This window comes from Streptomyces sp. NPDC006134 (assembly GCF_040628835.1).
GTDB lineage: Bacteria > Actinomycetota > Actinomycetes > Streptomycetales > Streptomycetaceae > Streptomyces.
Genome location: NZ_JBEXTV010000011.1, coordinates 34,747 through 59,744, shown reverse-complemented (window position 1 = coordinate 59,744; position 24,998 = coordinate 34,747). Strand labels below are relative to the sequence as shown.

Genomic DNA, 24,998 nt, shown 5'->3' with positions numbered 1-24,998 from the left:
CAGGCGCGACCCCGGCGGGGCTCCTGCCGGGGCCTGCCGCGACTAGGCTGGCCGCCATGACGTACAGCGGAGAGGTGAGGGTCGGCGGGCCCGCCGACGTGCACGAGCTCAAGGACCTGATGATCACCAAGATCGCGGTCGGCCCGATGGACAACAACGCCTATCTGCTGCGTTGCCGGGCCACGGACGAGCAGCTGCTGATCGACGCCGCCAACGACGCCGGGACCCTGCTGGGCATGATCGGCGGCGACGGCATCGCGTCCGTCGTCACCACCCACCGCCACGGCGACCACTGGCAGGCGCTCGCCGAGGTCGTCGCCGCCACCGGCGCCCGCACCTACGCGGGCCGCCACGACGCCGAGGGCATCCCCGTGCCGACCGACGTCCTGGTCGACGACGGCGACACCATCCGGGTGGGACAGGTGGAGCTGACCGCGCGCCATCTGGTCGGGCACACGCCGGGCTCCATCGTCCTCGTCTACGACGACCCGCACGGGCACCCCCACGTCTTCACGGGGGACTGCCTCTTCCCGGGCGGCGTGGGCAACACCCACAAGGACCCCAGGGCCTTCGCCAGCCTGATCCACGACGTGGAGACGAAGATCTTCGACGTCCTCCCGGACGAGTCGTGGATCTACCCGGGACACGGCAACGACACCACCCTGGGCGCGGAACGCCCGCATCTGCCGGAGTGGCGCGAACGCGGCTGGTGAGCGGGCACACGCGCGTGGGGGGCGGTCCCGGCGGCGGAGGCCGGGAACCGGGCCCGGCTCACGCCTCGGCCTGTGCCGCCCCCACCAGTGCCACGACCCGCTCCACGCCGAAGACGTAGCCCTGCGTCCCGCACCCGGCGATGACCCCGTCGGCGCGCAGCGAGACGTACGAGTGGTGCCGGAACGACTCCCGCTGGTGGATGTTGGAGATGTGGACCTCCACCACCGGCAGCCCGTCGCAGGTGTTGAGCGCGTCCAGGATCGCGACGGACGTGTGCGAGTAGGCGGCCGGGTTGATCACGATGCCGCAGTGGTTCAGCCGTGCCTCGTGGATCCAGTCGACCAGTTCGCCCTCGTGGTTGGACTGGCGGAAGTCCACCGTGCCGCCGTGCGCGGCCGCCGTCTTGGCGCACATCGCCTCGACGTCGGCGAGGGTGTCGGAGCCGTAGATCTCCGGCTGGCGCCGGCCGAGCAGGTTCAGATTGGGTCCGTTGAGGATCATGATCGGGGCGTTGGCCAGGGTGCGGGGCACGGTTCCTCCGGTCCGTTCGAGGGTCGGGCGGCGCGTACGACGGCCGCTGCTCGACCCGGTTTATCACGGTGCCCCGGCGGGCCGGCCGGCCCTGCCCTCCCGTCATGACGACACCCTCGCACCCGCCCAAGCCCTCGCCGGGCGACCGCTCCTGGAGACGTCGGAGGAGATGCCGAGCGCCGCCGAGGTCTTCCGCACCCTGCGGAAGACGGGCGAGCGCGGTCTGCTCCGGCGCTTCCCGGCGCTGCTGACGGGCCGGCCCAAGACGTGGTTCTTCGAGCGCCCCCACAGCCCCGAGGAGGCCGCCCGTTACGCGGCCGAGCAGCGCGAGGCCGTGCTGCGGGCCCTGCGGGCCTACGCTCCGGACACCATGATCGTCTTCGACGTGGACCTCGGGCACACCGATCCGCAGTTCGTCCTCCTCCACGGGGGCGTCATCCGCGTGGACGGCCCCGCCCTGCGCATCACCGTCACGTACTGACCGGCGCATCATCATCACGTACGGGCCGTCGCGCCACCGTCGCGTACGGACCGGCGCATCACCGTCATATGCCGCCCCGCGCGACCCTTGCGCCACCCCTGTGCGCCCCGTAACCCGCCATCACCGTGGGTAGTTGTCGCGGCGTGAACGATGTACGTGCTGTGAGGGCACCCTCCATGCCGCGGCTCGCCGCCGCGTCGCTCGCCGGGACGGCGATCGAGTTCTACGACTTCTTCGTCTACGGGACCGCGGCGGCGCTGGTCCTGGGGCCGCTGTTCTTCCCGACGTTCTCGCCGGTGGCGGGGACGCTGGCCGCCTTCGCCGCGTTCGGGGTGGGGTTCGTGGCCCGGCCGCTGGGGTCGGTGCTGTTCGGGCACATCGGGGACCGGCACGGGCGGCGGCCGGTGCTGGTCGCGTCGCTGCTGCTGACGGGCGCCTCCACGGTCGCGGTCGGCTTCCTGCCGACGTACGGGACGATCGGCCTGACCGCTCCCCTGCTGCTCGTGCTCCTGCGGTTCCTGCAGGGGCTGGGGCTCGGCGGGGAATGGGGCGGGGCCGTGCTGCTGACCGTGGAGCACGCGCCCGCCGGCCGGCGCGGGCTGTGGTCGAGTTTCCCCCAGATCGGGCCCGCGGTCGGCTTCCTGGTCGCCAACGGGGTGATGCTGGCGCTGTCGGCGACGCTGTCCGACGCACAGTTCGCCCAGTGGGGGTGGCGGGTGCCGTTCTGGGCCGCGGGCGTGCTGGCCCTGGCGGGGCTGTGGCTGCGGTCGTCGCTCGCCGAGAGCCCCCGCTTCCTGGAACTCGACGACCACGCGCGCGTGCCGCTCGTGGAGGTGGTGCGCGACCACTGGCGGCTCGTCCTGCTGACCGCCGGGGCGCTCGCGGTCGGATACGCGATCTTCTACGCCGTGACCACCTGGTCCCTGGCGTACGCGACGGAGCGGCTCGGGGTGGGGCGCAGCACCATGCTGACCTGCATCATGGCCGCGGTGCTGGTGAAGGGCGCCCTCACTCCGCTGGCGGCGCTGCTGGGCGACCGCTACGGCCGGCGGCCGCTGTGCCTGGCCGGGTGCGCGGCCGCGGCCCTGTGGATGTTCCCGATGGTCGCGCTGCTGGCGACGGGCGCGCCGCTGCCGATGTTCCTCGGTTTCCTGGGCGCGATGCTCGCGTTCATCACGATGTTCGCGGTGATCGCCGCCTATCTGCCAGAGCTGTACGAGCCCCGGGTGCGCTGCACGGGCGCCGCGGTCGGCTACAACCTCGGCGGTGTCCTCGGGGGAGCGCTCACCCCGATCGTGGCGACGGCCCTGGCCGAGCAGGGCGGACGGGTGCCCTGGGGCGTGGCGGCGTACCTGACCGTCCTCGCCCTGATCAGCCTGGGCTGCTTCGCGCTGCTGCCCGAGACGCGCCCGGCACCGGTGATGGCGGAGCAGCCCGCCCCAGGCTGACGAGGGCGCGGCCGGCCCGGGTTCCCGGTGGCCCGCTCCCGGCTAGGGGTTGATCGCGAGTTCCAGGTAGGCGGCGAACAGCACCAGGTGGACGCCGCCTTGCAGGGGCGTGGCGCGGCCCGGTACGACCGTCAGGGAGGCGACCACCACGGTCAGGGCCAGCAGCACCATGTGGGTGGCGCTCAGACCGAGGACGAGGGGGCCGGAGAGCCATACGGAGGCCAGGGCGACCGCGGGGATGGTCAGGCCGATACTGGCCATCGACGAACCGAGCGCGAGGTTCAGGCTGGTCTGCACCCGGTCACGGCGGGCGGCGCGCAGCGCGGCGATGGTCTCGGGCAGCAGCACCAGCAGGGCGATGATCACGCCGACGACGGCGTGGGGCAGCCCGGCGGCCTCCACCCCGTCCTCGATGGTGGGCGAGACTCCTTTCGCCAGGCCGACCACGCCGATCAGGGCGAGGCCCAGCAGTCCGAGGCTGATCAGGGCGGTGCGGGTGGACGGTGCGTCGGCGTGGTCCTCCGCGGTGATCGCGTGGCCCTGCCGGGTGACGGGCAGGAAGTAGTCGCGGTGCCGGACGGTCAGGGTGGCGATGAACAGGCCGTACAGGACGAGTGAGGAGAGCGCCGCGAAGGTCAGCTGCACCGTGGAGAACTCCGGGCCCGGTTTGCTCGTGGTGAACGTCGGCAGTACCAGGCTGAGGGTGGCGAGGGTCGCGACCGTCGCGAGAGCGGCACCGGTGCCCTCCGGGTTGAAGACGGCCGTGCGGTGGCGCAGGGAGGCGACCAGGAGGCTGACGCCGACCACTCCGTTGCAGGTGATCATCACGGCCGCGAAGACGGTGTCCCGGGCCAGCGTGGAACTCTTGTCCCCGCCGTCCGCCATCAGCGTGACGATCAGGGCCACCTCGATGATCGTGACGGCGACGGCGAGGACCAGGGAGCCGAAGGGCTCGCCGACCCGGTGCGCCACCACCTCGGCGTGGTGGACCGCCGCCAGGACCGCCCCGGCGAGGACGACCGTCGCCAGCGCGACGACGACGCCGGGCAGATCGCGTCCCCAGACGAGGACCAGCAGGACGACCGCGGCCACGGGCACGGCGGTCGTCCACTGCGCCATGAGCGCCCTGGGCCGAGTGACCATGCGGCGATCGTCGCAGAGGCGGTCGGGTCCCGCACTCCGGCCGTCCGGGGTCCGCTCCCGGCAGCACGGCCTGCGCTCGGCCGCACCGCTGCGGTGGGGGCGGCCGCCTGTCCCGTGCGGGTTCTCGTCCGTGCGGAACCCGGCAGCGAAGGGACTGATCCGTTCGGACGACCGGTGGTCTTCGTGTCCGTCACGCGTGCTGCCGCCCGCCGGGGCGTTCCCGGGCGGGAACGCGGGCCGCGGACGCGCGAGCACCGGGAGGTGCGGCCGGCGCTGTGCCGCTCGCCACTCCCGGTGCCGCGGAGTCCGGCTTCCGGCTTCCGGCTTCCGGCTTCCGGCTTCCGGCTTCCGGCTTCCGGCTTCCGAAGGGGAGGATCAGGCCTCGACGCTGTCCTTCGCGGCGTCCTCGCCTCGCGCATCCGCCGCCTCGGCCGCCGCCTGCTTCCGGGACGCCCTCAGGCTGGTGATCGTGGTGACGATCAGGACCGCGCAGATCACGCCGAGCGAGACCGGAATGCTGATCTCCGGGACGTGGACCCCGGACTCGTGCAGGGCGTGCAGGACCAGCTTCACACCGATGAAGCCGAGGATGATCGACAGGCCGTAGGAGAGGTGGACCAGCTTCTTCAGCAGGCCGCCGAGGAGGAAGTACAGCTGGCGCAGACCCATCAGGGCGAACGCGTTGGCCGTGAAGACGATGTACGGGTCCTGGGTCAGGCCGAAGATCGCCGGGATCGAGTCGAGCGCGAAGAGCACGTCCGTGGTGCCGATCGCGAGCATCACGACCAGCATCGGGGTCATGACCCGCTTGCCGTTCTGCTGGATCCACAGCTTGGTGCCGTGGTAGCGGTCGGCGACGCCGAAACGGCGCTCGGCCGCCTTGAGCAGCTTGTTCTCCTCGTACTCCTCGTCGTCCTCCTCGGCCCGCGCCTCCTGGATGAGCTTCCAGGCGGTGTAGATGAGGAAGGCGCCGAAGAGGTAGAAGACCCAGGAGAAGCTGGCGATGATCGCGGCACCGGCCGCGATGAAGACCGCCCGCAGGATCAGGGCTATGAGGACGCCGATGAGCAGCACCCGCTGCTGGTACTGCGAGGGCACGGCGAACTTCGCCATGATCAGGACGAAGACGAAGAGGTTGTCGACGCTCAGCGACTTCTCGGTGATGAAGCCGGCGAAGAACTCGCCGGCGGGCTGGCCGCCGCCGAAGACGAGCAGGCCGAGCCCGAAGAGACAGGCCAGCGCGATCCAGACGGCCGTCCAGGTGCCCGCTTCCTTGATCGACACATCGTGCGGCTTGCGCCCGATGAAGAAGTCGACCGCAATCAGGGCGGCGAGGCCCACGACGGTGAGGACCCACAGGGTCAGGGAAACTTCCACTACGCCTCCGGCAGTACGTAACACAACGGATGTCAGCGTCGTCGCTGCCGGAGGTCTCTTCCACCCTGGGCCTCGGACGCGCCCGACGCGTCCGGAGCCCGCGGGCCGACGCCCCGGGATCTGGCCTGATCCGTATTGACGGGTACGCCGCAGCAGACAGGGAGTACTCCCCTCCGTACGAAGAACAGTACCCCAATCACCAAGGAACAGTAAAGAGAATTGCAAAAGAAACGCCAAAAAGGCTGGTCACAGCCACTTTACGAGGGCTTGGCGCAAAGGGGCGGCGGTCACCCGCGCCCGGTGCGGCGGGCCGCGGCGACCTGGGTGAGCACCTGCTGGAGCACCTGGCTGCCGGGCGGCGGGAGCGGCGGCTCGTACGTCCAGGCGTGCCCGACCCAGGGGTCCGCGAGGTGGTCGTCGGCCACCGGGGTCAGGCGCAGCAGGGAACGCCACAGCGGGTCGAGCAGCGGCCCGTACCCGGCGGACTCCTCGCGGTCGGCGACCATCATCAGATGGACGCCGACGGACGGGCCCTCGTCCGCGAGGTAGCGCAGCTGGTTCACGGCCCGGTCGTCGAAGCCGTGCGGGAAGTCGTGGACGACCAGCAGGTGCTGGGAGGTGTCGAAGCCGCGCGGGAGGGAGTCGGTGGCGCCGCCGCGCACCGCCATCTGCAGCAGGTCGACACGCTGGGTGAGCCGGGCCAGCACCTCCGCCACTCCCGCGGCGCCGAGCGCGGGCGGATCCGCCAGCACCCCGGTGCGCACCAGCGGGGCCAGCGCCCGCGCGCCGGAGCCGGCCGGGTCGACGACCTGCACGGTGAACTCGCCCGCCGGATGGACGGCGAGCAGCCGGGCCGTGTGCGCCACCGCGGTCTCCAGCGCACGGCGCCGCAGCTCCTGTGCGTCGACGAACGAACCGTCGAGCGATCCCGAGCGTCCGCCGTCGATCCACAGACCGCGTTCCAGCGGCAGCCGGACGAGCATCGGGATCCGTATCCGGCCGGTCTCGGGCAGGTGGAGGTCGCCCAGGCGCAGGGCCATGGGCGCCTCCGTGGGCACCCGGTAGGCGTGCCAGACGGGGCTGTCCCAGCGTGCGTACGCCGGTGGCAGCGCGGGCTCGACGACCTCGGCCTCGGCGGTGAGCTGGGCGAGGTCCCGGTCGAGGGCCTCCCGGGCCTGGGAGACGAGCTGGTCGTACCGGGCGCGGGCCGTCTCCCTGGCGGCGTCGCCCTGTCCGCTGATCCGGCTGCGCGGGTCGGAGAGGAGCCGGTCGAGTTCCTTCTCCCGGCGCGAGTCGGCGAAGTCGACGGCGCTGCGGTAGGCGGCGGTGGTGCGGGCCAGGTCCTCGAACATGCCCCATACCTGGTTGTAGAGCCGCTCGTCCATGGACCAGCCGGTCGCGTCGCCCGCGACGGGGCGGGCGGGCTGTCCGGGTGCGGCCGGCGGCGAGGCCGGCGGGGGCGGAGGCGGCGTGCTGTGGCGGCGTGGGTGGCTGTAGTCGATCGGGCCGCCGGCGGCGGGCGGGGGCGGCTGGGTGACGGCGGAGGGGGCCGCCGCCCCGCCGCCGCCCGGGTACGGCGGTGGTGACGCGGGCTGCCCCGGGGTGCCGGGCGGACGGGCACCGGGCGCGGGGTGCGGGTCGTGGGGAGGCACCGCCGGTACGGGGCCGGGGGTGCTCCGGGGTGCGGCGCCGCCGTGGTCCGGGCCGAGCACCGGCGCGGTCGCCTGCCGGGGGCGGTCGCCGTCCACCGTGTGCGGCGGGGGTGCGGGCACCGGGCGGGCCGGTCCCCGGGCCACCGCCTCCGCGATGCTGCCGGCGAGGTCGTGGGCCTGGGGCAGGCCCTGGTCGGTGAGGAGTTCGGCGAGGCCGCCCGCGTAGCCCTGGCCGACGGCGCGCACCTTCCAGGCGCCCTGTCTGCGGTAGAGCTCCAGGGCGACGACGGCCGACTCGGTGTCCAGGCCGGTGACGGTGTAGCCGGCGACCCCGGTGCCGTCGAGGCCGGTGACCGTGACGGAGGGGGCGGCGACGGCGCCGAAGCGGGACGGGCCGTCGGCGGCGGGCAGGGCGAGCAGCACGGTGACGCGGTGCACGGCGTCCGGTACGGCGTCCAGGTCCACCGCGAGGCGATGGTCGGCGGCGGCCTGCCGGGGGACCTCCAGGCCCGGCAGGACGGGCGCGCCCGGGTGGGCCACCCATTCGGGGCCGTGGACCCTGCCGTCGGCGTCGCCGAGTGTGGCTCCGGCCACGACCGGCGTGCCGGCCGAGACCCGGATCTCCAGACGGGTCCGGTCAAGCGGGTGGTTCTGCCCCCGCACCAGCTCGGCCGTCATCGTCCTCTCCCCCTGTGTCCGCTCGTGGTGTGCCGTGTGTCGCCCGCTCGTCCGTGCCCGCCTCGGGCGGGCACGGCCCGGATCACAGAACGGGCAGGATGGCCGGCATCAGGTCCTGGAAGGTGCGGCCGTTGGCCGGGGAGCCGAGGGCGGTCATCGTCCAGCCCGCGCCCGTGCGGTGGACCTTCGCCATGATCTGGGCGGTGTAGGCGCCGCCGCCGGCCAGCGTGTAGCGGGCGAGCTCCTGGCCGTTGGTCTCGTCGACCAGGCGGCAGAACGCGTTCTGCACCTCCTGGAAGGTCTGGCCCGTGAAGGAGTTCACGGTGAAGACGATCTGGTCGATGTGGACCGGGACGCGCTGGAGGTCGACGAGGATCGCCTCGTCGTCGCCGCCCTGTCCGACACCGCCGACGAGGTTGTCCCCGGTGTGGCGCACCGAGCCGTCGTCGCTCACCAGGTGCCGGAAGAACACGACGTCGACCGGCTGCTTCTCCGCGAACAGGACGGCGGAGGCGTCGAGGTCGACCTCCCGGGTGCGGGAGCCGAACAGGCCGCGCCGGGGGGCCGCCTGCCAGCCGAGACCCATGCGCACCGCGGTCAGGCTGCCCCCGTCGCTCTTCTGCAGACTGATGGCCTGACCCTTGGTCATGTTGACGGTCACGCGCTGTTTCCCCTCTCGAACAGTCCCCTGTCGCCGCGCTGCCCGCGGTTGCCGAGAACACTACGCAGGGCCACTGACAGCGCCGCACCGCGGACCGCACTTTGTGTCGGTCTTGCAACACAGCGTGTCCCTGGTGGGGCGCCGGAGAAAGGTGAGGGCGCCGGTCCGGCAGGCGAGGGCCCCGGTCCGGTGCGGACCGGCGCCCTCGCCACCGTCAGGACAGGCCCGCCTCCCGCATCTGGCGGAGCTCCTTCTTCATCTCCGACACCTCGTCGCGCAGCCGGGCGGCGATCTCGAACTGCAGGTCCGCGGCGGCGGCCCGCATCCGCGCGGTCAGTTCCTCGATCTGCTCGGCGAGCTCGGCCGCGGGACGGTCGGTCGGCGCCGTCGCCTCGGTCCTGCCCTTGGCGGACTTCCCGGCCTTGGCGCCCGGACCCGTGGCCGCCTTGCCGCCCAGGGAGGGCACGGGGGCCTTGGCGCCCTTGCCGTCCCTGGACTTGCGGTATCCCGAGCCGAGCAGCTGCTCGGTGTCGATGTCCTCGCGGGCGATCTGCGCGACGATGTCGTTGATCTTCTTCCGGAGGGGCTGGGGGTCGATGCCGTTCGCCTTGTTGTACGCGACCTGCTTCTCCCGGCGGCGGTTGGTCTCCTCGATGGCCCTCTCCATCGCCGGGGTGATCTTGTCCGCGTACATGTGGACCTGGCCGGAGACGTTGCGCGCCGCGCGGCCGATGGTCTGGATCAGGGAGGTGCCGGAGCGCAGGAAGCCCTCCTTGTCGGCGTCGAGGATCGCCACCAGGGAGACCTCGGGCAGGTCGAGGCCCTCGCGCAGCAGGTTGATGCCGACCAGGACGTCGTACTCGCCGCTGCGCAGCTCGCGCAGCAGCTCCACCCGGCGCAGGGTGTCGACGTCGCTGTGCAGGTAGCGCACCTGGATGCCGAGCTCCAGGAAGTAGTCCGTGAGGTCCTCGGCCATCTTCTTGGTGAGCGTGGTGACCAGGACGCGCTCGTCCTTCTCGACCCGCTTGCGGATCTCGTGCACCAGGTCGTCGATCTGGCCCTCGGTGGGCTTGACGACGACCTCCGGGTCGACCAGGCCGGTGGGGCGGATGATCTGTTCGACCACGCCGTCCGAGCGGGAGAGCTCGTAGGTGCCGGGGGTCGCCGACAGGTAGACCGTCTGCCCGATGCGCTCCTGGAACTCCTCCCACTTGAGCGGACGGTTGTCGAGGGCGGAGGGCAGCCGGAAGCCGTGGTCGACGAGGGTGCGCTTGCGGGAGGCGTCGCCCTCGTACATGGCGCCGATCTGCGGGACGGTGACGTGGGACTCGTCGATGACGAGCAGGAAGTCGTCCGGGAAGTAGTCCAGCAGGGTGTTCGGCGGGGAGCCGGGCAGACGGTCGTCGAAGTGCATCGAGTAGTTCTCGACGCCGGAGCAGGTGCCGATCTGGCGGAGCATCTCGATGTCGTACGTCGTGCGCATCCGCAGGCGCTGGGCCTCCAGGAGCTTGCCCTGCTTCTCCAGCTCGGCCAGGCGCTCGGCCAGCTCCTTCTCGATCCCGTTGATCGCCCGTTCCATGCGCTCGGGTCCGGCGACGTAGTGGGAGGCCGGGAAGACGTACAGCTGCCGGTCGTCGCTGAGGATCTCGCCGGTGAGCGGGTGCAGGGTGGACAAGGCCTCGATCTCGTCGCCGAACATCTCGATGCGGACGGCGAGCTCCTCGTAGACCGGGAAGATCTCGATGGTGTCGCCGCGGACGCGGAAGGTGCCGCGGGTGAAGGCGGTGTCGTTGCGCGTGTACTGGATGTCCACGAAGCGGCGCAGCAGCTCGTCCCGGTCGATCTCGTCGCCGACCCTCAGGGGGACCATGCGGTCCACGTACTCCTGCGGGGTGCCCAGGCCGTAGATGCAGGAGACGGAGGCGACCACGACCACGTCACGGCGGGTGAGCAGCGAATTGGTCGCGGAGTGGCGCAGGCGCTCGACCTCCTCGTTGATCGAGGAGTCCTTCTCGATGTAGGTGTCCGACTGCGGGACGTACGCCTCGGGCTGGTAGTAGTCGTAGTACGAGACGAAGTACTCGACGGCGTTGTTCGGCAGCAGCTCGCGGAACTCGTTGGCCAGCTGGGCGGCGAGCGTCTTGTTCGGCGCCATCACGAGCGTGGGGCGCTGGAGCTTCTCGATCATCCACGCGGTGGTGGCGGACTTGCCGGTGCCGGTGGCGCCGAGCAGGACGACGTCCTTCTCGCCGGCTTCGATGCGCCGGGCGAGCTCGGCGATGGCCGCGGGCTGGTCGCCGCTGGGCCGGTAGGGGCTGACGACCTCGAAGGGCGCCACCGTGCGTTCGATGTGGGAAACGGGCCGCATGACATCCACCGTACGGCCCCGCACCGACAACGGGTCCGGATCACCGGTTCTGCGGGACGCGGGGGCGCCTGCGCGCCAGGTGGCGGCGGGGGTGCGGCCAGGGGCGGCGGGCCGCCGGGCCGGCCGGGTCGTGGACGGCGGGGCGGGCGGGACGGGCGGGGACGCCCGGCCTGTGGTCGGTCTGCGCTCCGGCGGGCTCGCCCATGACCGTCAGCGGGTCGAAGATCACGACGATGCCCGCGAGGACGAGGAAGGCCAGCGGCCCGATCATCATGGGCGCGATCAGGGCCGCGGCCGACTCGCCGGATGCGGGCTCGGCCGTGCCGTGGAGGTGGACCCTGAGGGCGGCCATGCCCGTGTAGTGCATGCCGCTGACGGCGAGCCCCATCACCAGGCTCGCGCCCACGCTCCACAGAAAGCCCCGCACCTGCCCGGCCGCCCACAGGGCGGCGGTGGCGGCGGCCATGGCGATGACGACGGACGCGCCCACGGTGAGCGTGTTGTACCGCAGCTCTCCGTCGAGGCGCATACCGGCCATTCCCAGGTAGTGCATCGAGGCGATGCCCAGGCCCGTGATGGTGCCGCCGGTGAACAGGGCCGCTCCGCGCGCGCCCCGGTAGCCGACGATGAAGATCCCGATGCCGACCATGACGATGGCGACGGCCAGGCTGGCGAACGTCATCGCCATGTCGTACCGGATCGGCGTGCCCTCGATCGTGAACCCCATCATGGCGATGAAGTGCATGGTCCATATGCCCGAGCCGATCGCCGCCGAGCCGAGGGCGAGCCATCCGGGACGCCAGGACCGGGCGACCCTCATGGTTCTGGTGGTGCAGCGCAGGCCGAGAGCTCCACCGAGGCAGGCCATGAGGTAGGCCACCAGCGGTGTGACGAGTCCGTAGCTGAATCCGTCGACCGTGCCCTGCATGCGCGGCTACCTTTCCGCCCTCTTCCGTCCGGAATGATCCGATGTACACCCCTTCCCAGCACCGCGCAAGCGGTCAGGGTTGAGGCAGAGAGTATGACCCCCACCGGAATGGTCGAACGATTTTCTGGCAAAGAATCACGGCCTTGCCCCAGTTGTGCGCCCCCAGTGAGCGGAGTTGAGCAACTCCATTCAGTCTGTGGCCATTCTGCACCCGCCTGCCGTTGCCTCTCCGCTGTCACAGTGGAGCTGTCCGTGATCGCTCGACGCGAGGAGTACGCATGCACGCGCGCGCAGTTGCCGTCACGACCGCCGCACTCCTGGGAGCCTTCCTGCCGGCTCCCTCCTCCCCCGCCCACGCCGTCGACAGCGGCACACGGCCGCCCACGGTCGTCGCCCACCGGGGCGCCTCGGCGTACGCGCCGGAGAACACCCTGGCCGCCGTGGACAAGGCTGCCGAGCTGGGCATCCGCTGGGTCGAGAACGACGTCCAGCGCACCAAGGACGGTGAGCTCGTCGTCCTCCACGACGACAGCCTGCGACGCACGACCGACGTGGAGGAGGTCTTCCCCGACCGGGCCCCCTGGAAGGTGAAGGACTTCACCGCCGCCGAGATCGCCCGGCTGGACGCGGGGAGCTGGTTCGGCCCCGCGTACGCGGGCGCGCGCGTGCCGACGCTGGAGCAGTACGTCAGGCGTGTCGAGCGCCACCACCAGAAGCTGCTGCTGGAGATCAAGAACCCCGGGCTGTACCCGGGCATCGAGCGGCAGACCCTCAAGGTCCTCGCCAACGAGGGCTGGCTGGACCGGCGGCACGTGGCGAACCGGCTGATCGTGCAGAGCTTCAGCGCGGACAGCGTCCGGACCGTCCACGAGCTGAAGCCGGCCGTCAAGACCGGTTTCCTCGGCACGCCGCCCGTGGCGGAGCTGCCCTCGTACGCGGCCTTCACCGACCAGATCAACCCCTCCCACGGCTCCCTCTCCGCGGACTACGTGGCCGCCGTGCAGGCGTTCACCGGCCCGCACGGCAAGCCGCTGGAGGTCTTCACCTGGACGGTCGACGACCCCGCCCGCGCCCGGCAGGTCGCCGGCCACGGCGTCGACGGCATCATCACCAACAAGCCCGACGTGGTGCGGGAGGCGGTGCGCGGCGCCGGGGAGTGAACCCCGCGCCCGGGGGGAGCGGACCCCCGTGCCGGTCTCCGCTCCCCCGGGCACTGTCGGTGGCGGGCCGTACGGTGGGCGCATGGACAGCCATGGGCAGGACGAGCGGCACGTCGTGTGGACCGTCGTGGGCACCGGCATCGGGCCGTTGCTGCTGGCGGCGACCCGCGAGGGGCTCGTCAACGTCGTGTTCCACGCCACGGACCAGGTGCGCGACCGGGCGCTGGCCCGGCTGGCGTCCCGGCTGGGCGCCGAGCCCGCCGGGGCGCCCGGCTCCCCGCTGCTGGCCGAGGCGATACGGCAGGTCGAGGCGTACTTCACAGGGGAGCGGCGCGGCTTCGACCTGCCGCTGGACTGGTCGCTGATCTCGGGCTTCAACCGGGAAGTGCTGCGGGAGCTGGCCCGCGGCGTCCCGTACGGCTCGGTCGTCGGCTACGGCGACCTCGCCCGGCGCGTCGGCCGGCCCGACGCCTCGCAGGCCGTGGGGGCGGCGATGGGCGCCAATCCGCTGCCGGTCGTCGTGCCGTGCCACCGGGTCGTCGGCAGTGACGGCGGGATCGGCGGATTCGGCGGCGGCCTGGAGACCAAGCGCAGGCTTCTCGCCCTGGAGGGCGTGCTGCCCGAGCCGCTGTTCTGACGGCCCGGGCACGGCCGCCCCGGCAGGTGCCGGCCTAAGGGGCCTCTGACGGATCTCCGCGGAAGAAGGAGCGGCGTTCGGTGCGTGCTCTCGGCGTGCGGGGCGGAGGGTGGGAGCGCCCCCTCTGGGGGAGCGTGCCGGGCGTCGCGACGCCACGGAGATCCGTCAGAAGCCCCCTAGTCGTAGTGACGGGCCTCGACGATGTTGCCGTCCGGGTCGCCGAAGTAGAAGCTGCGCCTGGCCTTCCCGCGCGCGCCGTAGGAGTCGTGGGAGAAGTCCGTGACGGGGACCGCCTGTTCCCGCAGGCGGGTGTGGAGGGCCTCGAAGTCGTGCCGCGGCAGTGACAGGCAGACGTGGTTGACCGGGTGGCCGGCGCCGCTCGCGGCGCCCGGGAGCATCGTCATGCGCTCCGCGAGGGCGAGCGGCGCGAGGTCGAAGATGGTCTCCTCGTTGAGGCGCACGGAGGGGAAGGGCGCGGTCCCCCGGGTGTACTCGGCGACCCGCAGCGGTTCCATGCCGAGCGCCTTCTCGTAGAAACCGGCCGAGGCGACCGGGTCGCGCACCCACAGGACGACGTGGTCCAGGCGCATCGCGTTCTCCGTCATGGTGCACAGACTCATGCTCCCGCCCGTGGGACGCAAGGGGGTTTGACCCGGGGCGGTACCCGCCAGGGATGAGGGAGGACCGACGGACGGGAGGCGGGGCCCATGGTGCTGGTGGTGTCGGAAGAGGTGCGGGAGGCGGTCGGCGCGGGCCGCCCGGTGGTGGCCCTGGAGTCCACGATCATCGCGCACGGGCTGCCCCGTCCGCGCAACCTCCGGGTGGCGCTGGAACTGGAGGAGGCGGTACGGGAGGAGGGCGCGGTGCCCGCGACGATCGCGGTGCTGGACGGGCGTCCCCATGTCGGCCTGGGCAAGGAGCAGGTGGAGCGGATCGCGCACGGGGACGGCATCCGCAAACTGGGCCACCGCGACCTGCCGCTCGCGGTGGCCTCCGGGGCGAGCGGTGCGACCACGGTGTCGGCGACCGCCCTGCTGGCCGCCCGGGCGGGCGTACGGGTGTTCGCCACCGGGGGGCTCGGGGGCGTGCACCGGCAGTGGACGGTGACCCAGGACGAGTCGGCCGACCTCGGCCTGCTGGCCCGTACCCGGATCACGGTGGTGTGCGCGGGCGTGAAGTCGATCCTGGACGTGGCGGCGACCCTGCAGCGCCTGGAGACGCTCGGCGTGGCGGTGGCCGGCTACGGCACGGACCGCTTCCCCGGCTTCTACCTGTCCGACTCGGGACATCCGGTGGACTGGAGGCTGGACACACCCGGGCAGGTGGCGGACGTGATGCGGGCCCAGGACGCGCTCGGCGCGCCGGAGTCGGCGCTGATCGTCGCCAACCCCGTGCCGGAGGACGAGCAGCTGGATCCCGGGCTGCACGCGCGCGTGCTCGCCGACGCGCTGCACGCGTGCGAGGAGGAGGGCGTCACCGGCCAGGCGGTCACGCCCTTCCTGCTGGACCACCTGGTGCGCCACACGGACGGCGCCTCGCTGAGCGCCAATCTCGCCGCGGTGCGCGGCAACGTCCGGCTGGCGGCACGCGTCGCGGCGGCCTGGGCCGGGGCATGACCGGCGGGCCGGGCAGTGGGCCGGGTGGCGAGCCGGGCGGCGGGCTGCTGGTGGTCGGGGACGTCATCACGGACGTCGTCGCCCGGCACCACGGGCCTTTGGCGGCGGGGACGGACACGCCCGCCTCGGTCCGCACGCTGCCGGGCGGGGCGGGCGCCAACGTGGCCTGCTGGGCCGCCCACGAAGGCTGCGGGGACGTACGGCTCCTCGGGCGGGTCGGCGCGGACACGGCGGCCTGGCACGAACGGGAGCTGGCCGCCTGTGGCGTACATCCCTTCCTGGCCGTCGACGCGGAGGTGCCGACGGGGACGGTGATCTGCCTGGTCGACTCGGGCGCCTGCGGGGAGCGGACGTTCCTCACGGACAGCGGGGCGTCTCTGCGGCTCGCGCCCGGCGACTGGTCGGACGCGCTGCTGGACGGTGCCGGCCGTCTCCACCTGTCGGGCTACCTGCTCTTCTCGGAGTCCGGCCGTGCGCTGGCCGCGGTCGCCGTCGAGTCGGCACGCGCGCGTGGGGTGCCGGTCAGCCTGGATCCCGCGTCGGCGGGTTTCCTCGCACGGCTCGGCGCCGGCCGTTTCCTGGCGCTCGTCGAGGGGATGGACGTCCTGCTGCCCAGCCGGGACGAGGCGTGTCTGCTCACGGGGCTGCCCGACCCGGCGGACGCGGCGGCCGAACTGAGCCGGTACGTCCCCCTGGTGGTCGTCAAGCAGGGCGGTGCCGGTGCCGTGGTGGCCCGCTCGGGCACCGTGTACGCGCGGGTGCCCGCCGCTGCGGCGGCCCCCCGGGACACCACGGGCGCGGGTGACGCCTTCACGGGCGCCTTCCTGGCCGCGCTGCTCGCGGGCGCCGGTCCGCGGGAGGCGGCGGAGGAGGGGTGCCGGGCGGGTGCGCGGGCGGTCGAACGGGTGGGCGGCAGGCCGCCCAGGGCGGGGCGACGGCCGTCGGCGGAGTGCCGCCCGGGTTCCGGGGCGGGGTGACGGCCGTCGGCGGAGTGCCGCCCGGGTTCCGGGGCGGGGTGACGGCCGCCGACGGGCTGCCGCCCGGGCTCCGGGACGCCACCGCCGGGTTCCGGGCACCCGCGGCTACGCCTTGCGCCCCCACGCCGAGATCATCGGGGCCGTCGCCAGGTCCATGGCGCCGGACGCCACGTTCGCGAGATGGCGGTCGATGTCCTCGTCCGTGACCAGCCCCGCGGTGACGAGCTGGTCGCGTACCTGGCTGATCGTGGCGGACTCCAGGGCGGCGCAGGCCGGCGAGGTGATCGGGAAGTAGGCGTCGGCCTCCACGCGGCGCAGCCCGGCCTGCCTGAGCAGGCGCGGGAGGGTGCGGCCGTAGGCGAGGTCGGCGCCGCGGTGGGCGAGCAGCCGGCGCAGGCCCTGGCGGACCCGGTTGGCCAGCCGCTGCTCCGGACCGTGCTCGTCCGGGCAGGACAGCGGCTGCAACGTGGGGTCGGCGTCCTCGACCAGGAGACGTCCGCCCGGCCGCAGGGCCTTGACCATCGACCGCAACGCCCTTTCCCGGTCCCGGACATGGACGAGGACGAGCCGGGCGTGCACCAGGTCGAAGCCCTCGCCCGGCGGTTCTTCGACCCCCACGTCGTGGAGGCGTACCTGGACCGGCGGGCGGGCCGCAGGAGCGAGCCGCGAGGTGTCGATGTCGGTCGCGACGACGCGTCCGGTGGGGCCGACCTTCTTGGCCAGCCAGGACACCACGGAGGTGCCGCCGGCACCGACCTCCCAGCAGCGCCAGCCGGGCCCGACGCCGAGATTCTCCAAGTGCCGGAACGTCGTGGGATCGAAGAGCGTGGCGGCGGCGTCGAAGCGGTCCGCCGCCTTCGGTTGCCGGTGGGTGAGGAGGTATCCATCGGTGTGCGTCATGCCGTGATCATCCCAGTTGCCCGGGTTGTCCGGAGTGGTCGACGCTCCGGTGGGACGAGGGCAGGGGCCCTGGGCGTCGGAGCGCGCGGCCCGGGCCGCGGGAGAGCGGTCTTCACCGGCCGCCGGTGAAGGGCGCCGTCCACTGCGCGGACGCCGCGCCGCCCCGCTGAACTCCGTTCGCCCGCGGCAGGGAACAAACGTTTGTCCACAGCCGGGAACAAAGCGGAACGGAGCCTGCCCACAGGCCGGCCCGCCGACCGCGCCGACCTGGCAGACTGGCGCGCCAGGGCGCGGGAAGCACGGCGCCGGGAGATCCACGCGAGGAGATCCAGATGTCCATGGCAGGGAACCTGCGGAAGGTCACGAGCCTCGGCCGGGCCGGCGGTCTCCGCAGGGTGGCGCGGCTGGCCCGGCGGCGCCCGCGCGTCGACCTGAGCCACCCCGCCCGGTCCCCGCTGGGCTCCTCGGTGGTGAACTGCGTGACCTACCGCGACGGTGTCCGCACCGACGGGAGCGGCGATCTCGTCGACGCCGTGCAGCGGGTCCGCAAGCACGGTGACGGCTTCGTCTGGCTGGGCCTGCACGAGCCGACGGACCAGGAGTTCGCCGGTATCGCCGACCTCTTCGACCTGCATCCGCTGGCGGTCGAGGACGCGATCGAGGCCCATCAGCGCCCGAAGCTGGAGCGGTACGGCGAGACGCTCTTCGCCGTGTTCAAGACGGTCTGCTACGTCGAGCACGAGGAGCTCACGGCCACGAGCGAGGTCGTGAACACCGGCGAGATCATGGTGTTCGTCGGCCAGGACTTCGTGGTGACGGTGCGGCACGGGCGGCACGGCTCGCTCGGCCCGCTGCGCGAGGATCTGGAATCGGATCCCCGGCAGCTCGCCAAGGGGCCGTCGGCGGTGCTGCACGCGATCGCGGATCACGTGGTCGACGACTTCCTGAGCGTCATCGACGCCGTGCAGGAAGACATCGACACGGTGGAGACGGAGGTGTTCGCGGAGCACGGCGCGCGGGTCGACCCGGGACGGATCTACCAGCTCAAGCGTGAACTCCTGGAGCTGAAGCGGGCGGTGGTGCCGCTGGGACGGCCACTGGAGGAACTCGCCACCCGGCCGAGCCGGGTGGTCGCACCGGAGATACAGGCCTACTTCCGCGATGTCTCCGACCATCTGCTGCGGGCCGCCGAACAGATCGCCGCCTTCGACGAACTGCTCAACTCGATCCTCCAGGCCCACCTCGCCCAGGTCACGGTCGCCCAGAACGAGGACATGCGGAAGATCACGGCCTGGGCCGCGATCATCGCCGTGCCGACCATGGTCTGCGGCACGTACGGCATGAACTTCGACCACATGCCGGAACTGCGCTGGCGGTACGGCTACGGCCTGGCCATCGGCGTCATATCCCTGGCCTGCCTGGCCCTGTACCGCGGCTTCCGGCGCAACGGCTGGCTCTGACGGCGGCACGCCCCGGGGCGGCGGCACGCCGGGGACGGCGGCACGGGCGGAATGGCGGAACGGACGGAGCGGCGGCACGGGCGGAACGGCGCAAGGTCCGGCGGAACCGTGTCAGCCGCTCCACGCCGGATGGCGTGGGTCGTCGGCACGTATCAGGACGTCGGCGGTGGCGGCGGGGCCGGTCTCCTGCTCGTACCGCTCGAAGGCGGGCAGGGTCCACTGCTCGGCATCGGGGGTCCGGCGGCGCAGGGCGCCGGGGGTCAGGAGGATGTGGACGCTCAGGTCGAACGGGAACCAGTGACGCAGGAGGAAGGGACCGTGGAGCAACAGGGGGGCGCCGGGTGGGAGATGGACGTAGGGGCTGCGCGTGGCACGATCGGTGACGGGGTCCCACAAGTCGGGCAGGACACGTCCGTTCCCGCCGGGGTCGAGGGGGCCGAAGACCTCCCGCCAGAGCGCGCCGGTGTCGTACCAGCCGCTGTAGTAGGACTCGATGTCCCGGCGGCCGTGCTCCAGGCGGACGGACGCGGGTCGCAGGAAACCTTCGGCGGCGACGACGAGCGAGGGGCGTCCCCGAAGGCGCAGGGCCTCGGAGACACGCTCGGCGAGGTCGCCCGGGCGGGCGGCGGGGGCGCCGTCGAAGGCGATGCGGGGCCACGCACCGCCGTCGGCCGGCCGCAGGTCGAGCAGCCGCTCGGCGAGCTGGTCGCCGAGCCGGTCCCAGGTGATCGCTTCCAGTCGCACAGGGCCCATGATGCGTCAGTCGCCGTTCGGCGGCGGACGGAGACCGGACACAGGCGCCTCGTCGCGGCCGCGCGCAGGTCGCCCGGCCGACGGGGGAATGACCTCTGCATGGTGCCTTCCCCGACTGCCTCCCCCGCTCCGGTTCCCCCGCCGCGTCCCGGACTCGTCGTGTTCCGGCCGGTCAAGCGGCGGCGCTGCGCCAAGTGCCGCCGCGGGCCGCTGTCCCTGCTCCTCCTGGAGGAGGGCGCGCCGCACTGCCTGGACTGCGCCGATCTCGGCCACCTGGTCTACCTGCCGCGCGGCGACACGGCTCTGACCCGCCGGTCGCGCGAGGAGAGCGCCCTGTGGGCGGTGGTGGTGCGGTTCGACCGGCGCCGGGGCCGTTACGAGCGGCAGGGCCTCCTGGTCGAGGAGGAGGCGCTCGCCCGGGCCGAGCGGCGGTGCCTGGCCGACGCGGAGGCGCGGCGACGGCGCCGGGTGCGGGACGCGGCGCGGCGGGCCGCGCAGGACCTGCGCTTCACGGACGCGTTCGCGGCGGAGATACGGCGGTTGTTCCCGGGCTGTCCGGCCGGGCGGGCGCTGGCCATCGCCGCCCACGCCTCGGTGCGCGGCAGCGGGCGGGTGGGCCGGAGCGCGGCGGGGAAGGCGCTGTCCGGGGAGGCGGTGACCTCGGCGGTCGTGGCGTCCGTACGGCACCTGGACACACCGTACGACCGGCTGCTCGTCAGCGGGGTGCCGCGTCAGCAGGCCAGGCGGCGGGTCGCGGCGGCCGTGGAGAGCGTGCTGCGGGACTGGCGGGCGGCGGGGACGGAGGCCGAGGCGGGCTGACACGGGAAGGGGACCGGACCGGACATCGAGGGGGCGGGGCGGGGCGGCACCGGGTGCGCCCGCCCCGGCCGGTGGTGGGTGAGCCCCGGCAGGGCAGGCTTGGCCCATACCGGCGTCCGCCGGACGCTCGCGCGTGTTCCGGCGCCGATCGGCCGTGGCCGCGGTTGCCGGTCACGGGCTTGACTTGGGGTGACAGACGTTGCCGGGCGGGGCCCGGCTCGACGGGCGGGAGCTGACACGACATGATCGATGGGCCGTTCTTCGCGCTGACGGTGCTGGGGGTCCTCGGGACCGGCCTGACGGCCGGCGTCTTCTGCGGTTTCTCGGCCTTCGTCATGCGGGGACTCGCGGCGCTGCCGCCCGCGCAGGGGATCGCCGCGATGAAGGCGATCAACGTGGCCGCGGTACGGCCGCCCTTCATGATCGTCTTTGTCGGGTCGGCGGTGCTGTGCGCGGTGATAGCCGTGGTGACGTTCGTGCTGTGGCCGGACGAGGGCGCCGTGGAGCTGCTGCTGGGCAGCGCGCTGTACCTGTTCGGGGCGTTCGGGGTCACCGCGGCGGCCAACGTGCCGCGCAACGACGCCCTGGACCGGCTGGCGCCGGGCACCGCGGAGGCGGCCGCGTACTGGCCGTCGTACGTCCGCGGGTGGACGGCGTGGAACCACGTGCGCACGGTGGCGTCGGCAGCGGCGGCGGTGGCCTACGTGCTGGCGCTCGCGTGAGGCCACCGCCGGGGTCCGTCGCCCGAGCCCGCGGGCTGCGCCGGCCTCCGCCGGGGTTCTCCGTCGCGGGAGCCTCGGAAACGCTCTGCCCCGTGCCCTGCGCACAGGGCCCGCCGGACTTATCGTGGCGGGAAGGGCGCCGCCCGGCGGCGCACGGCCTGCCACCCCGCACGCAAGGAAGACGGCCATGGCCGATCCCAAGGGATTCCTGACCACGCCCCGCCAGGACCGGCCCCGCAGACCGGTGGCGGAGCGGGTCCGGGACTGGAACGAGGTGTACGTCCCCGGGGCGCTGCTGCCCCTGGTCGGCAAGCAGGCCGGCCGCTGCATGGACTGCGGCATCCCCTTCTGCCACGAAGCCTGCCCGCTCGGCAACCTGATCCCCGAGTGGAACGACCTGGTCGCCCGGGAGGACTGGCGGGCGGCGAGCGACCGGCTGCACGCCACGAACAACTTCCCCGAGTTCACCGGGAGGTTGTGCCCGGCACCGTGCGAGGCGGGCTGCGTGCTCGCGATCGACCAGCCGGCGGTCACCATCAAGAACGTCGAGTGCGCCATCGCCGACCGGGCCTGGGAGGAGGGCTTCACCCGGCCGGTCCCGTCCGAGCGGCTGTCCGGGAGGACGGTGGCGGTGATCGGGTCGGGACCCGCCGGACTGGCCGCGGCGCAGCAGCTGACCCGGGCGGGCCACACGGTGACCGTGTACGAGAGGGACGACCGGATCGGCGGGCTGCTGCGGTACGGCATCCCCGAGTTCAAGATGGAGAAGCGGCACCTGGACCGGCGGCTGGAGCAGATGCGGGCCGAGGGGACGGGGTTCCGCGCGTCGACGGCGGTCGGGCGGGATGTCGACGCGGCCGAACTGCGGGCACGGTACGACGCGGTGGTGATCGCCACCGGGGCGACCGCGTGGCGGGACCTGCCGGTGCCGGGGCGCGAACTGGACGGCGTGCACCAGGCGATGGAGTACCTTCCCCTGGCCAACCGGGTGTGCCAGGGAGACCTGGCCGTCTCGCCACTGTCGGCCGCCGGGAAGCACGTCGTCATCGTGGGCGGTGGCGACACCGGGGCGGACTGCCTCGGCACCGCCGTCCGGGAGGGCGCCGCGTCCGTGACCCAGCTGGACATCCACACCCGGCCGGAGGCGGAACGCGACGAGGAGACCGAGCCCTGGCCGACGTATCCGCGCCTCTACCGGCTGTCGGCCGCCCACGAGGAGGCACGCGAGCTGCGCTCCGCACCGGCGGCGGACGCCGACGCGCGCCTGTTCGCGGCGTCCACGCTGCGTCTCACCGGCGACGCGGACGGGCATGTACGGTCACTGCACCTGACCGGGGTCGACGCCCGGCGCCGTCCGCTGCCGGGCGCCGAACGGACCCTCCCCGCCGACCTGGTCCTGCTGGCCCTCGGTTTCTCGGGCCCGGACCGGTCCGACGGGATCATCGGGCAACTGGGGCTGGAGCTGGACCCGCGCGGCACGATCGCGCGGAACGCGGACTTCGCGACCGGCGTGCCCGGTGTGTTCGCCGCCGGGGACGCCGCGCGCGGGCAGTCGCTCATCGTGTGGGCGATCGCGGAGGGCCGGGCGGTGGCGGCGGCCGTCGACCGCCATCTGTCGGGCGGCAGCACACGGCTCCCGGCGCCGATCGGGCCGTACGACCGGCCGATGGCGGTGTAGGGATCCGGGACGGGGAGCCCGGGGGCAGGGAGCCCTGGGGCGGGGGCCGCCGTGTGCGGCGCGTACGGCGTGCACCGGGCCGCTGCCGTCGCCACCGCCCGGCCCTCCGCGATCGCCCTCGTCCCGCCCCCGCCCTCGTCCCCGCCACACCCTCGTTCCCGCCCCGTCCCCGCCACACCCTCGTTCCCGCCCCGTCCCCGCCCAGGCTCAGCGCCGCTCGTCGGTGCCCGCGACCTTGGCGGTCGACAGGGCCACCCGGTTCCAGGTGTTGATCGTGCAGATCAGGGCCAGTACGTGGGCCAGTTCCCTCTCGTCGAAGACGGCGGCGGCACGGGCGTAGACGTCGTCCGGGACTCCGCCGTCGGCGACCAGGGTCACCGCTTCCGTCAGCGCGAGGGCGGCCTGCTCGCGTTCGCTGAAGAAGTGACGGGCCTCGCGCCACACGGCGGCCATGTGCAGCCGGTCCTCGCTCTCACCGGCCTTGCGGGCGTCGTTGGTGTGCATGTGCAGGCAGTAGGCGCAGTGGTTGAGGTGCGAGGCGCGAATCTGGACCAGTTCCACCAGGGCCGGGTCGAGGCCCTCACGGGCGGCGGCGTCGAAGCCGATCAGGGCGCGGAAGACCTTGGGGGCGGACTTCGCGAAGTCCAGCCGGTCCCGCCCGGCCGCCGCCGTGGCCACCGCGGCGGGCACGTCGGCGGCGGTGGCCGGTGTGGCGAGGGAGGCCGAAGAAGCGTTCGGCGATGCCGTGTCGGTCGTCATGTCTCTCAACCTACGGGCCGGAAAGACCGGCGGTAGGGTGCAATTCCATGGCGGAATCATGGGTCAATGACGCGGCGCGGATCGGTGCCGACCTGCACCTGGAGCTGTCCGGGCCGGGCGGGCGGCGGGCCGCGCTCATCCGCGCGCTGCGCGAGGCCGTGCGCAGCGGCCGGCTCGCTCCCGGCGCGCGGCTGCCGCCGTACCGCTCACTCGCCGCGGACCTCGGCGTGGCCCGCAACACGGTGGCCGACGCGTACGCGGAGCTGGTGGCGGAAGGCTGGCTGACCGCCCGCCAGGGCTCGGGGACCCGGGTGGCGGAACGGACCCGGCCGCCGCGGCCGGCCGCCCGCACGCCCCGGAAGGCGCCGCCACGCGCGCGTGGGCCACGGCACGATCTGCGGCAGGGCACACCGGACGTGTCGGCGTTCCCGCGCACGGCCTGGCTCGCCGCCTACCGGCGGGCCCTCCAGAAGGCGCCCGACGAGGTGTTCGGCCCCGGCGACCCGGCCGGGCGGATCGAACTGCGGGAGGCGCTGGCGGAGTATCTGGCCCGCGCACGCGGGGTGCGCACCGAGCCGGAGCGGATCGTGGTCTGCTCCGGGTTCGCCCACGCGCTGCGCCTGCTGTTCGGGCAGGACCGCGGCGGGGGCGGTGGGGTGCTGCGCGGCCCGCTGGCCGTGGAGGCGTACGGTCTGGGTTTTCATCGGGGGCTGCTGGCGGACGCCGGTGTCCGGACGGTCCCCCTGCCCCTCGACGAACACGGGGCCCGCGTCGAGGGACTGGGGCGCGAACGAGCCGTGCTGCTGACGCCCGCGCACCAGTTTCCGACCGGCGGCCCGCTGCACCCGGAGCGGCGCGCCGCCGTCGTCGACTGGGCACGCGCGCGTGGCGGGCTGGTGCTGGAGGACGACTACGACGGCGAGTTCCGCTACGACCGCAGGCCCGTCGGCGCCCTCCAAGGACTCGATCCCGAGCGGGTGATCCACCTCGGCTCGGTCAGCAAGAGCCTGTCACCGGCAGTGCGGCTGGGCTGGATGGTGCTGCCGGAGCGGTACGTCGACGCCGTACTGGCGGCCAAGGGCGAGCGCGAGGCGTGGGCGAGCGTCCTGGACCAGCTGAGCCTGGCCGAGTTCCTCGTCTCCGGCGCGTACGACCGTCACGTGCGGCGGGTGCGGCAGCGTTACCGCGGGCGCCGGGACCGCCTGGTCGGAGCGCTCGCCGCGCGGGCTCCGCACGTCGAGGTCACGGGCATCGCGGCCGGACTGCACGCGGTGCTGCGGCTGCCGCCCGGCACCGAGCGGTCCGCCGTCAAGGCCGCCGCCTGGCGGGGCGTCGCGCTGGACGGGCTGGCGGACTTCCGGCACCCGGAGGCGGACATGCCGCCTTCCGACGGACTCGTCGTGGGATACGCGGCCCCCTCGGAGCACGCGTACCAGGCCGCGCTGGACGCCTTGTGCGGGGTGCTTCCACCACCGTGAGCCGGGCGGACGCCGGACGCGGTGTGCGGTGTGCGGTGTGCGGTGCCGGTACCCGCCG

22 protein-coding genes and 1 pseudogene are annotated in these 24,998 nt (G+C 73.3%); 12 read left to right on the top strand and 11 right to left on the bottom strand.

Annotated features, from left to right (window positions below):
• Positions 1–56 precede the first annotated feature (56 nt).
• Entirely contained in the window at positions 57–713 is a 657-nt protein-coding gene (locus tag ABZ340_RS09740; RefSeq protein ID WP_358781214.1) for an MBL fold metallo-hydrolase, read from the top strand.
• A 58-nt stretch (positions 714–771) separates the two neighbouring features.
• Here ABZ340_RS09740 and aroQ read toward each other — a convergent pair whose 3' ends face one another.
• A complete protein-coding gene (gene aroQ, locus ABZ340_RS09735) occupies positions 772–1,245 on the bottom strand; it encodes a type II 3-dehydroquinate dehydratase (RefSeq protein WP_358781213.1) in 474 nt (157 codons plus the stop codon).
• A gap of 148 nt (positions 1,246–1,393) precedes the next feature.
• Here aroQ and ABZ340_RS09730 point away from each other — a divergent pair.
• A pseudogene (locus tag ABZ340_RS09730) lies at positions 1,394–1,726 on the top strand (LD-carboxypeptidase); the annotation flags it as partial.
• A 176-nt stretch (positions 1,727–1,902) separates the two neighbouring features.
• Positions 1,903–3,174, top strand: a complete 1,272-nt coding sequence (locus ABZ340_RS09725; RefSeq protein WP_358781296.1) for an MFS transporter — start codon at positions 1,903–1,905, stop codon at positions 3,172–3,174.
• Between the two features lie 42 nt (positions 3,175–3,216).
• On the opposite strand, the gene ABZ340_RS09720 is transcribed toward ABZ340_RS09725, so the two are convergent.
• From ABZ340_RS09720 to ABZ340_RS09695, 6 genes are all read right to left on the bottom strand, one after another.
• Complete coding sequence (locus tag ABZ340_RS09720; protein ID WP_358781212.1) at positions 3,217–4,317, bottom strand: ionic transporter y4hA; 1,101 nt, start codon at positions 4,315–4,317, stop codon at positions 3,217–3,219.
• Between the two features lie 375 nt (positions 4,318–4,692).
• Entirely contained in the window at positions 4,693–5,694 is a 1,002-nt protein-coding gene (locus ABZ340_RS09715) for a TerC/Alx family metal homeostasis membrane protein (protein WP_358781211.1), read from the bottom strand.
• Between the two features lie 287 nt (positions 5,695–5,981).
• A complete protein-coding gene (locus ABZ340_RS09710) occupies positions 5,982–8,024 on the bottom strand; it encodes a TerD family protein (protein ID WP_358781210.1) in 2,043 nt (680 codons plus the stop codon).
• A gap of 82 nt (positions 8,025–8,106) precedes the next feature.
• The gene (locus ABZ340_RS09705; protein ID WP_358781209.1) at positions 8,107–8,685 is read right to left on the bottom strand and encodes a TerD family protein; all 579 of its coding nucleotides are present in this window, start codon (positions 8,683–8,685) and stop codon (positions 8,107–8,109) included.
• A gap of 214 nt (positions 8,686–8,899) precedes the next feature.
• Complete coding sequence (gene uvrB, locus ABZ340_RS09700; RefSeq protein ID WP_358781208.1) at positions 8,900–11,053, bottom strand: excinuclease ABC subunit UvrB; 2,154 nt, start codon at positions 11,051–11,053, stop codon at positions 8,900–8,902.
• Positions 11,054–11,093: 40 nt separating this feature from the next.
• The gene (locus ABZ340_RS09695) at positions 11,094–11,981 is read right to left on the bottom strand and encodes an MHYT domain-containing protein (protein ID WP_358781207.1); all 888 of its coding nucleotides are present in this window, start codon (positions 11,979–11,981) and stop codon (positions 11,094–11,096) included.
• Between the two features lie 278 nt (positions 11,982–12,259).
• Here ABZ340_RS09695 and ABZ340_RS09690 point away from each other — a divergent pair, with 278 nt between their 5' ends.
• Both ABZ340_RS09690 and ABZ340_RS09685 read left to right on the top strand, forming a co-directional pair.
• A complete protein-coding gene (locus tag ABZ340_RS09690; RefSeq protein ID WP_358781206.1) occupies positions 12,260–13,141 on the top strand; it encodes a glycerophosphodiester phosphodiesterase family protein in 882 nt (293 codons plus the stop codon).
• An 82-nt stretch (positions 13,142–13,223) separates the two neighbouring features.
• Complete coding sequence (locus ABZ340_RS09685) at positions 13,224–13,778, top strand: methylated-DNA--[protein]-cysteine S-methyltransferase (RefSeq protein ID WP_358781205.1); 555 nt, start codon at positions 13,224–13,226, stop codon at positions 13,776–13,778.
• A 176-nt stretch (positions 13,779–13,954) separates the two neighbouring features.
• On the opposite strand, the gene ABZ340_RS09680 is transcribed toward ABZ340_RS09685, so the two are convergent.
• Positions 13,955–14,383, bottom strand: a complete 429-nt coding sequence (locus ABZ340_RS09680) for a VOC family protein (RefSeq protein ID WP_358781204.1) — start codon at positions 14,381–14,383, stop codon at positions 13,955–13,957.
• A 102-nt stretch (positions 14,384–14,485) separates the two neighbouring features.
• On the opposite strand from ABZ340_RS09680, the gene ABZ340_RS09675 reads away from it, so the two are divergent.
• Both ABZ340_RS09675 and ABZ340_RS09670 read left to right on the top strand, forming a co-directional pair.
• Positions 14,486–15,394: a pseudouridine-5'-phosphate glycosidase gene (locus ABZ340_RS09675; RefSeq protein WP_358781203.1), complete on the top strand. Its 909-nt coding sequence runs from the start codon at positions 14,486–14,488 to the stop codon at positions 15,392–15,394.
• Positions 15,391–16,371 (top strand): PfkB family carbohydrate kinase, encoded by a 981-nt coding sequence (locus ABZ340_RS09670; protein ID WP_358781202.1) that lies wholly within the window; start codon positions 15,391–15,393, stop codon positions 16,369–16,371. The genes ABZ340_RS09675 and ABZ340_RS09670 overlap by 4 nt, the downstream gene beginning before the upstream one ends.
• 105 nt (positions 16,372–16,476) lie before the next feature.
• Here ABZ340_RS09670 and ABZ340_RS09665 read toward each other — a convergent pair whose 3' ends face one another.
• Positions 16,477–17,271, bottom strand: a complete 795-nt coding sequence (locus ABZ340_RS09665) for a methyltransferase (RefSeq protein ID WP_358781201.1) — start codon at positions 17,269–17,271, stop codon at positions 16,477–16,479.
• 332 nt (positions 17,272–17,603) lie between these two features.
• On the opposite strand from ABZ340_RS09665, the gene ABZ340_RS09660 reads away from it, so the two are divergent.
• A complete protein-coding gene (locus tag ABZ340_RS09660; RefSeq protein WP_358781200.1) occupies positions 17,604–18,731 on the top strand; it encodes a magnesium and cobalt transport protein CorA in 1,128 nt (375 codons plus the stop codon).
• Between the two features lie 111 nt (positions 18,732–18,842).
• Here the strand turns inward: ABZ340_RS09660 and ABZ340_RS09655 are convergent, their stop codons facing one another.
• Positions 18,843–19,475, bottom strand: a complete 633-nt coding sequence (locus ABZ340_RS09655) for a uridine kinase (RefSeq protein WP_358781199.1) — start codon at positions 19,473–19,475, stop codon at positions 18,843–18,845.
• 108 nt (positions 19,476–19,583) lie between these two features.
• On the opposite strand from ABZ340_RS09655, the gene ABZ340_RS09650 reads away from it, so the two are divergent.
• The 3 genes from ABZ340_RS09650 to ABZ340_RS09640 all read left to right on the top strand — a co-directional run bounded on the left by ABZ340_RS09650 (position 19,584) and on the right by ABZ340_RS09640 (position 22,703).
• Positions 19,584–20,303, top strand: coding sequence for a DUF2293 domain-containing protein (locus ABZ340_RS09650; protein ID WP_358781198.1), 720 nt, complete (start codon positions 19,584–19,586; stop codon positions 20,301–20,303).
• A gap of 242 nt (positions 20,304–20,545) precedes the next feature.
• Positions 20,546–21,025, top strand: a complete 480-nt coding sequence (locus tag ABZ340_RS09645; protein ID WP_358781197.1) for an anthrone oxygenase family protein — start codon at positions 20,546–20,548, stop codon at positions 21,023–21,025.
• A gap of 187 nt (positions 21,026–21,212) precedes the next feature.
• Positions 21,213–22,703 carry a glutamate synthase subunit beta gene (locus tag ABZ340_RS09640; protein ID WP_358781196.1) on the top strand — a complete coding sequence of 497 codons (1,491 nt, stop codon included), beginning with the start codon at positions 21,213–21,215 and terminating at the stop codon, positions 22,701–22,703.
• Between the two features lie 207 nt (positions 22,704–22,910).
• On the opposite strand, the gene ABZ340_RS09635 is transcribed toward ABZ340_RS09640, so the two are convergent.
• Positions 22,911–23,462 carry a carboxymuconolactone decarboxylase family protein gene (locus ABZ340_RS09635; RefSeq protein ID WP_358781195.1) on the bottom strand — a complete coding sequence of 184 codons (552 nt, stop codon included), beginning with the start codon at positions 23,460–23,462 and terminating at the stop codon, positions 22,911–22,913.
• 47 nt (positions 23,463–23,509) lie between these two features.
• On the opposite strand from ABZ340_RS09635, the gene ABZ340_RS09630 reads away from it, so the two are divergent.
• Entirely contained in the window at positions 23,510–24,940 is a 1,431-nt protein-coding gene (locus ABZ340_RS09630) for a PLP-dependent aminotransferase family protein (protein ID WP_358781194.1), read from the top strand.
• Positions 24,941–24,998: the final 58 nt, after the last annotated feature.

What these genes read in the sequence shown, in the direction of transcription:
- ABZ340_RS09635 (WP_358781195.1), bottom strand. Translation starts at nt 23,462, where the DNA reads ATGACGACCGACACGGCATCGCCGAACGCTTCTTCGGCCTCCCTCGCC.
- ABZ340_RS09650 (WP_358781198.1), top strand. Translation starts at nt 19,584, where the DNA reads ATGGTGCCTTCCCCGACTGCCTCCCCCGCTCCGGTTCCCCCGCCGCGT.
- ABZ340_RS09740 (WP_358781214.1), top strand. Translation starts at nt 57, where the DNA reads ATGACGTACAGCGGAGAGGTGAGGGTCGGCGGGCCCGCCGACGTGCAC.
- ABZ340_RS09695 (WP_358781207.1), bottom strand. Translation starts at nt 11,981, where the DNA reads ATGCAGGGCACGGTCGACGGATTCAGCTACGGACTCGTCACACCGCTG.
- ABZ340_RS09630 (WP_358781194.1), top strand. Translation starts at nt 23,510, where the DNA reads ATGGCGGAATCATGGGTCAATGACGCGGCGCGGATCGGTGCCGACCTG.
- ABZ340_RS09685 (WP_358781205.1), top strand. Translation starts at nt 13,224, where the DNA reads ATGGACAGCCATGGGCAGGACGAGCGGCACGTCGTGTGGACCGTCGTG.
- ABZ340_RS09710 (WP_358781210.1), bottom strand. Translation starts at nt 8,024, where the DNA reads ATGACGGCCGAGCTGGTGCGGGGGCAGAACCACCCGCTTGACCGGACC.
- ABZ340_RS09690 (WP_358781206.1), top strand. Translation starts at nt 12,260, where the DNA reads ATGCACGCGCGCGCAGTTGCCGTCACGACCGCCGCACTCCTGGGAGCC.
- ABZ340_RS09725 (WP_358781296.1), top strand. Translation starts at nt 1,903, where the DNA reads ATGCCGCGGCTCGCCGCCGCGTCGCTCGCCGGGACGGCGATCGAGTTC.
- ABZ340_RS09665 (WP_358781201.1), bottom strand. Translation starts at nt 17,271, where the DNA reads ATGACGCACACCGATGGATACCTCCTCACCCACCGGCAACCGAAGGCG.
- ABZ340_RS09640 (WP_358781196.1), top strand. Translation starts at nt 21,213, where the DNA reads ATGGCCGATCCCAAGGGATTCCTGACCACGCCCCGCCAGGACCGGCCC.
- ABZ340_RS09675 (WP_358781203.1), top strand. Translation starts at nt 14,486, where the DNA reads ATGGTGCTGGTGGTGTCGGAAGAGGTGCGGGAGGCGGTCGGCGCGGGC.
- ABZ340_RS09680 (WP_358781204.1), bottom strand. Translation starts at nt 14,383, where the DNA reads ATGACGGAGAACGCGATGCGCCTGGACCACGTCGTCCTGTGGGTGCGC.
- ABZ340_RS09670 (WP_358781202.1), top strand. Translation starts at nt 15,391, where the DNA reads ATGACCGGCGGGCCGGGCAGTGGGCCGGGTGGCGAGCCGGGCGGCGGG.
- ABZ340_RS09720 (WP_358781212.1), bottom strand. Translation starts at nt 4,317, where the DNA reads ATGGTCACTCGGCCCAGGGCGCTCATGGCGCAGTGGACGACCGCCGTG.
- ABZ340_RS09660 (WP_358781200.1), top strand. Translation starts at nt 17,604, where the DNA reads ATGTCCATGGCAGGGAACCTGCGGAAGGTCACGAGCCTCGGCCGGGCC.
- uvrB (WP_358781208.1), bottom strand. Translation starts at nt 11,053, where the DNA reads ATGCGGCCCGTTTCCCACATCGAACGCACGGTGGCGCCCTTCGAGGTC.
- ABZ340_RS09645 (WP_358781197.1), top strand. Translation starts at nt 20,546, where the DNA reads ATGATCGATGGGCCGTTCTTCGCGCTGACGGTGCTGGGGGTCCTCGGG.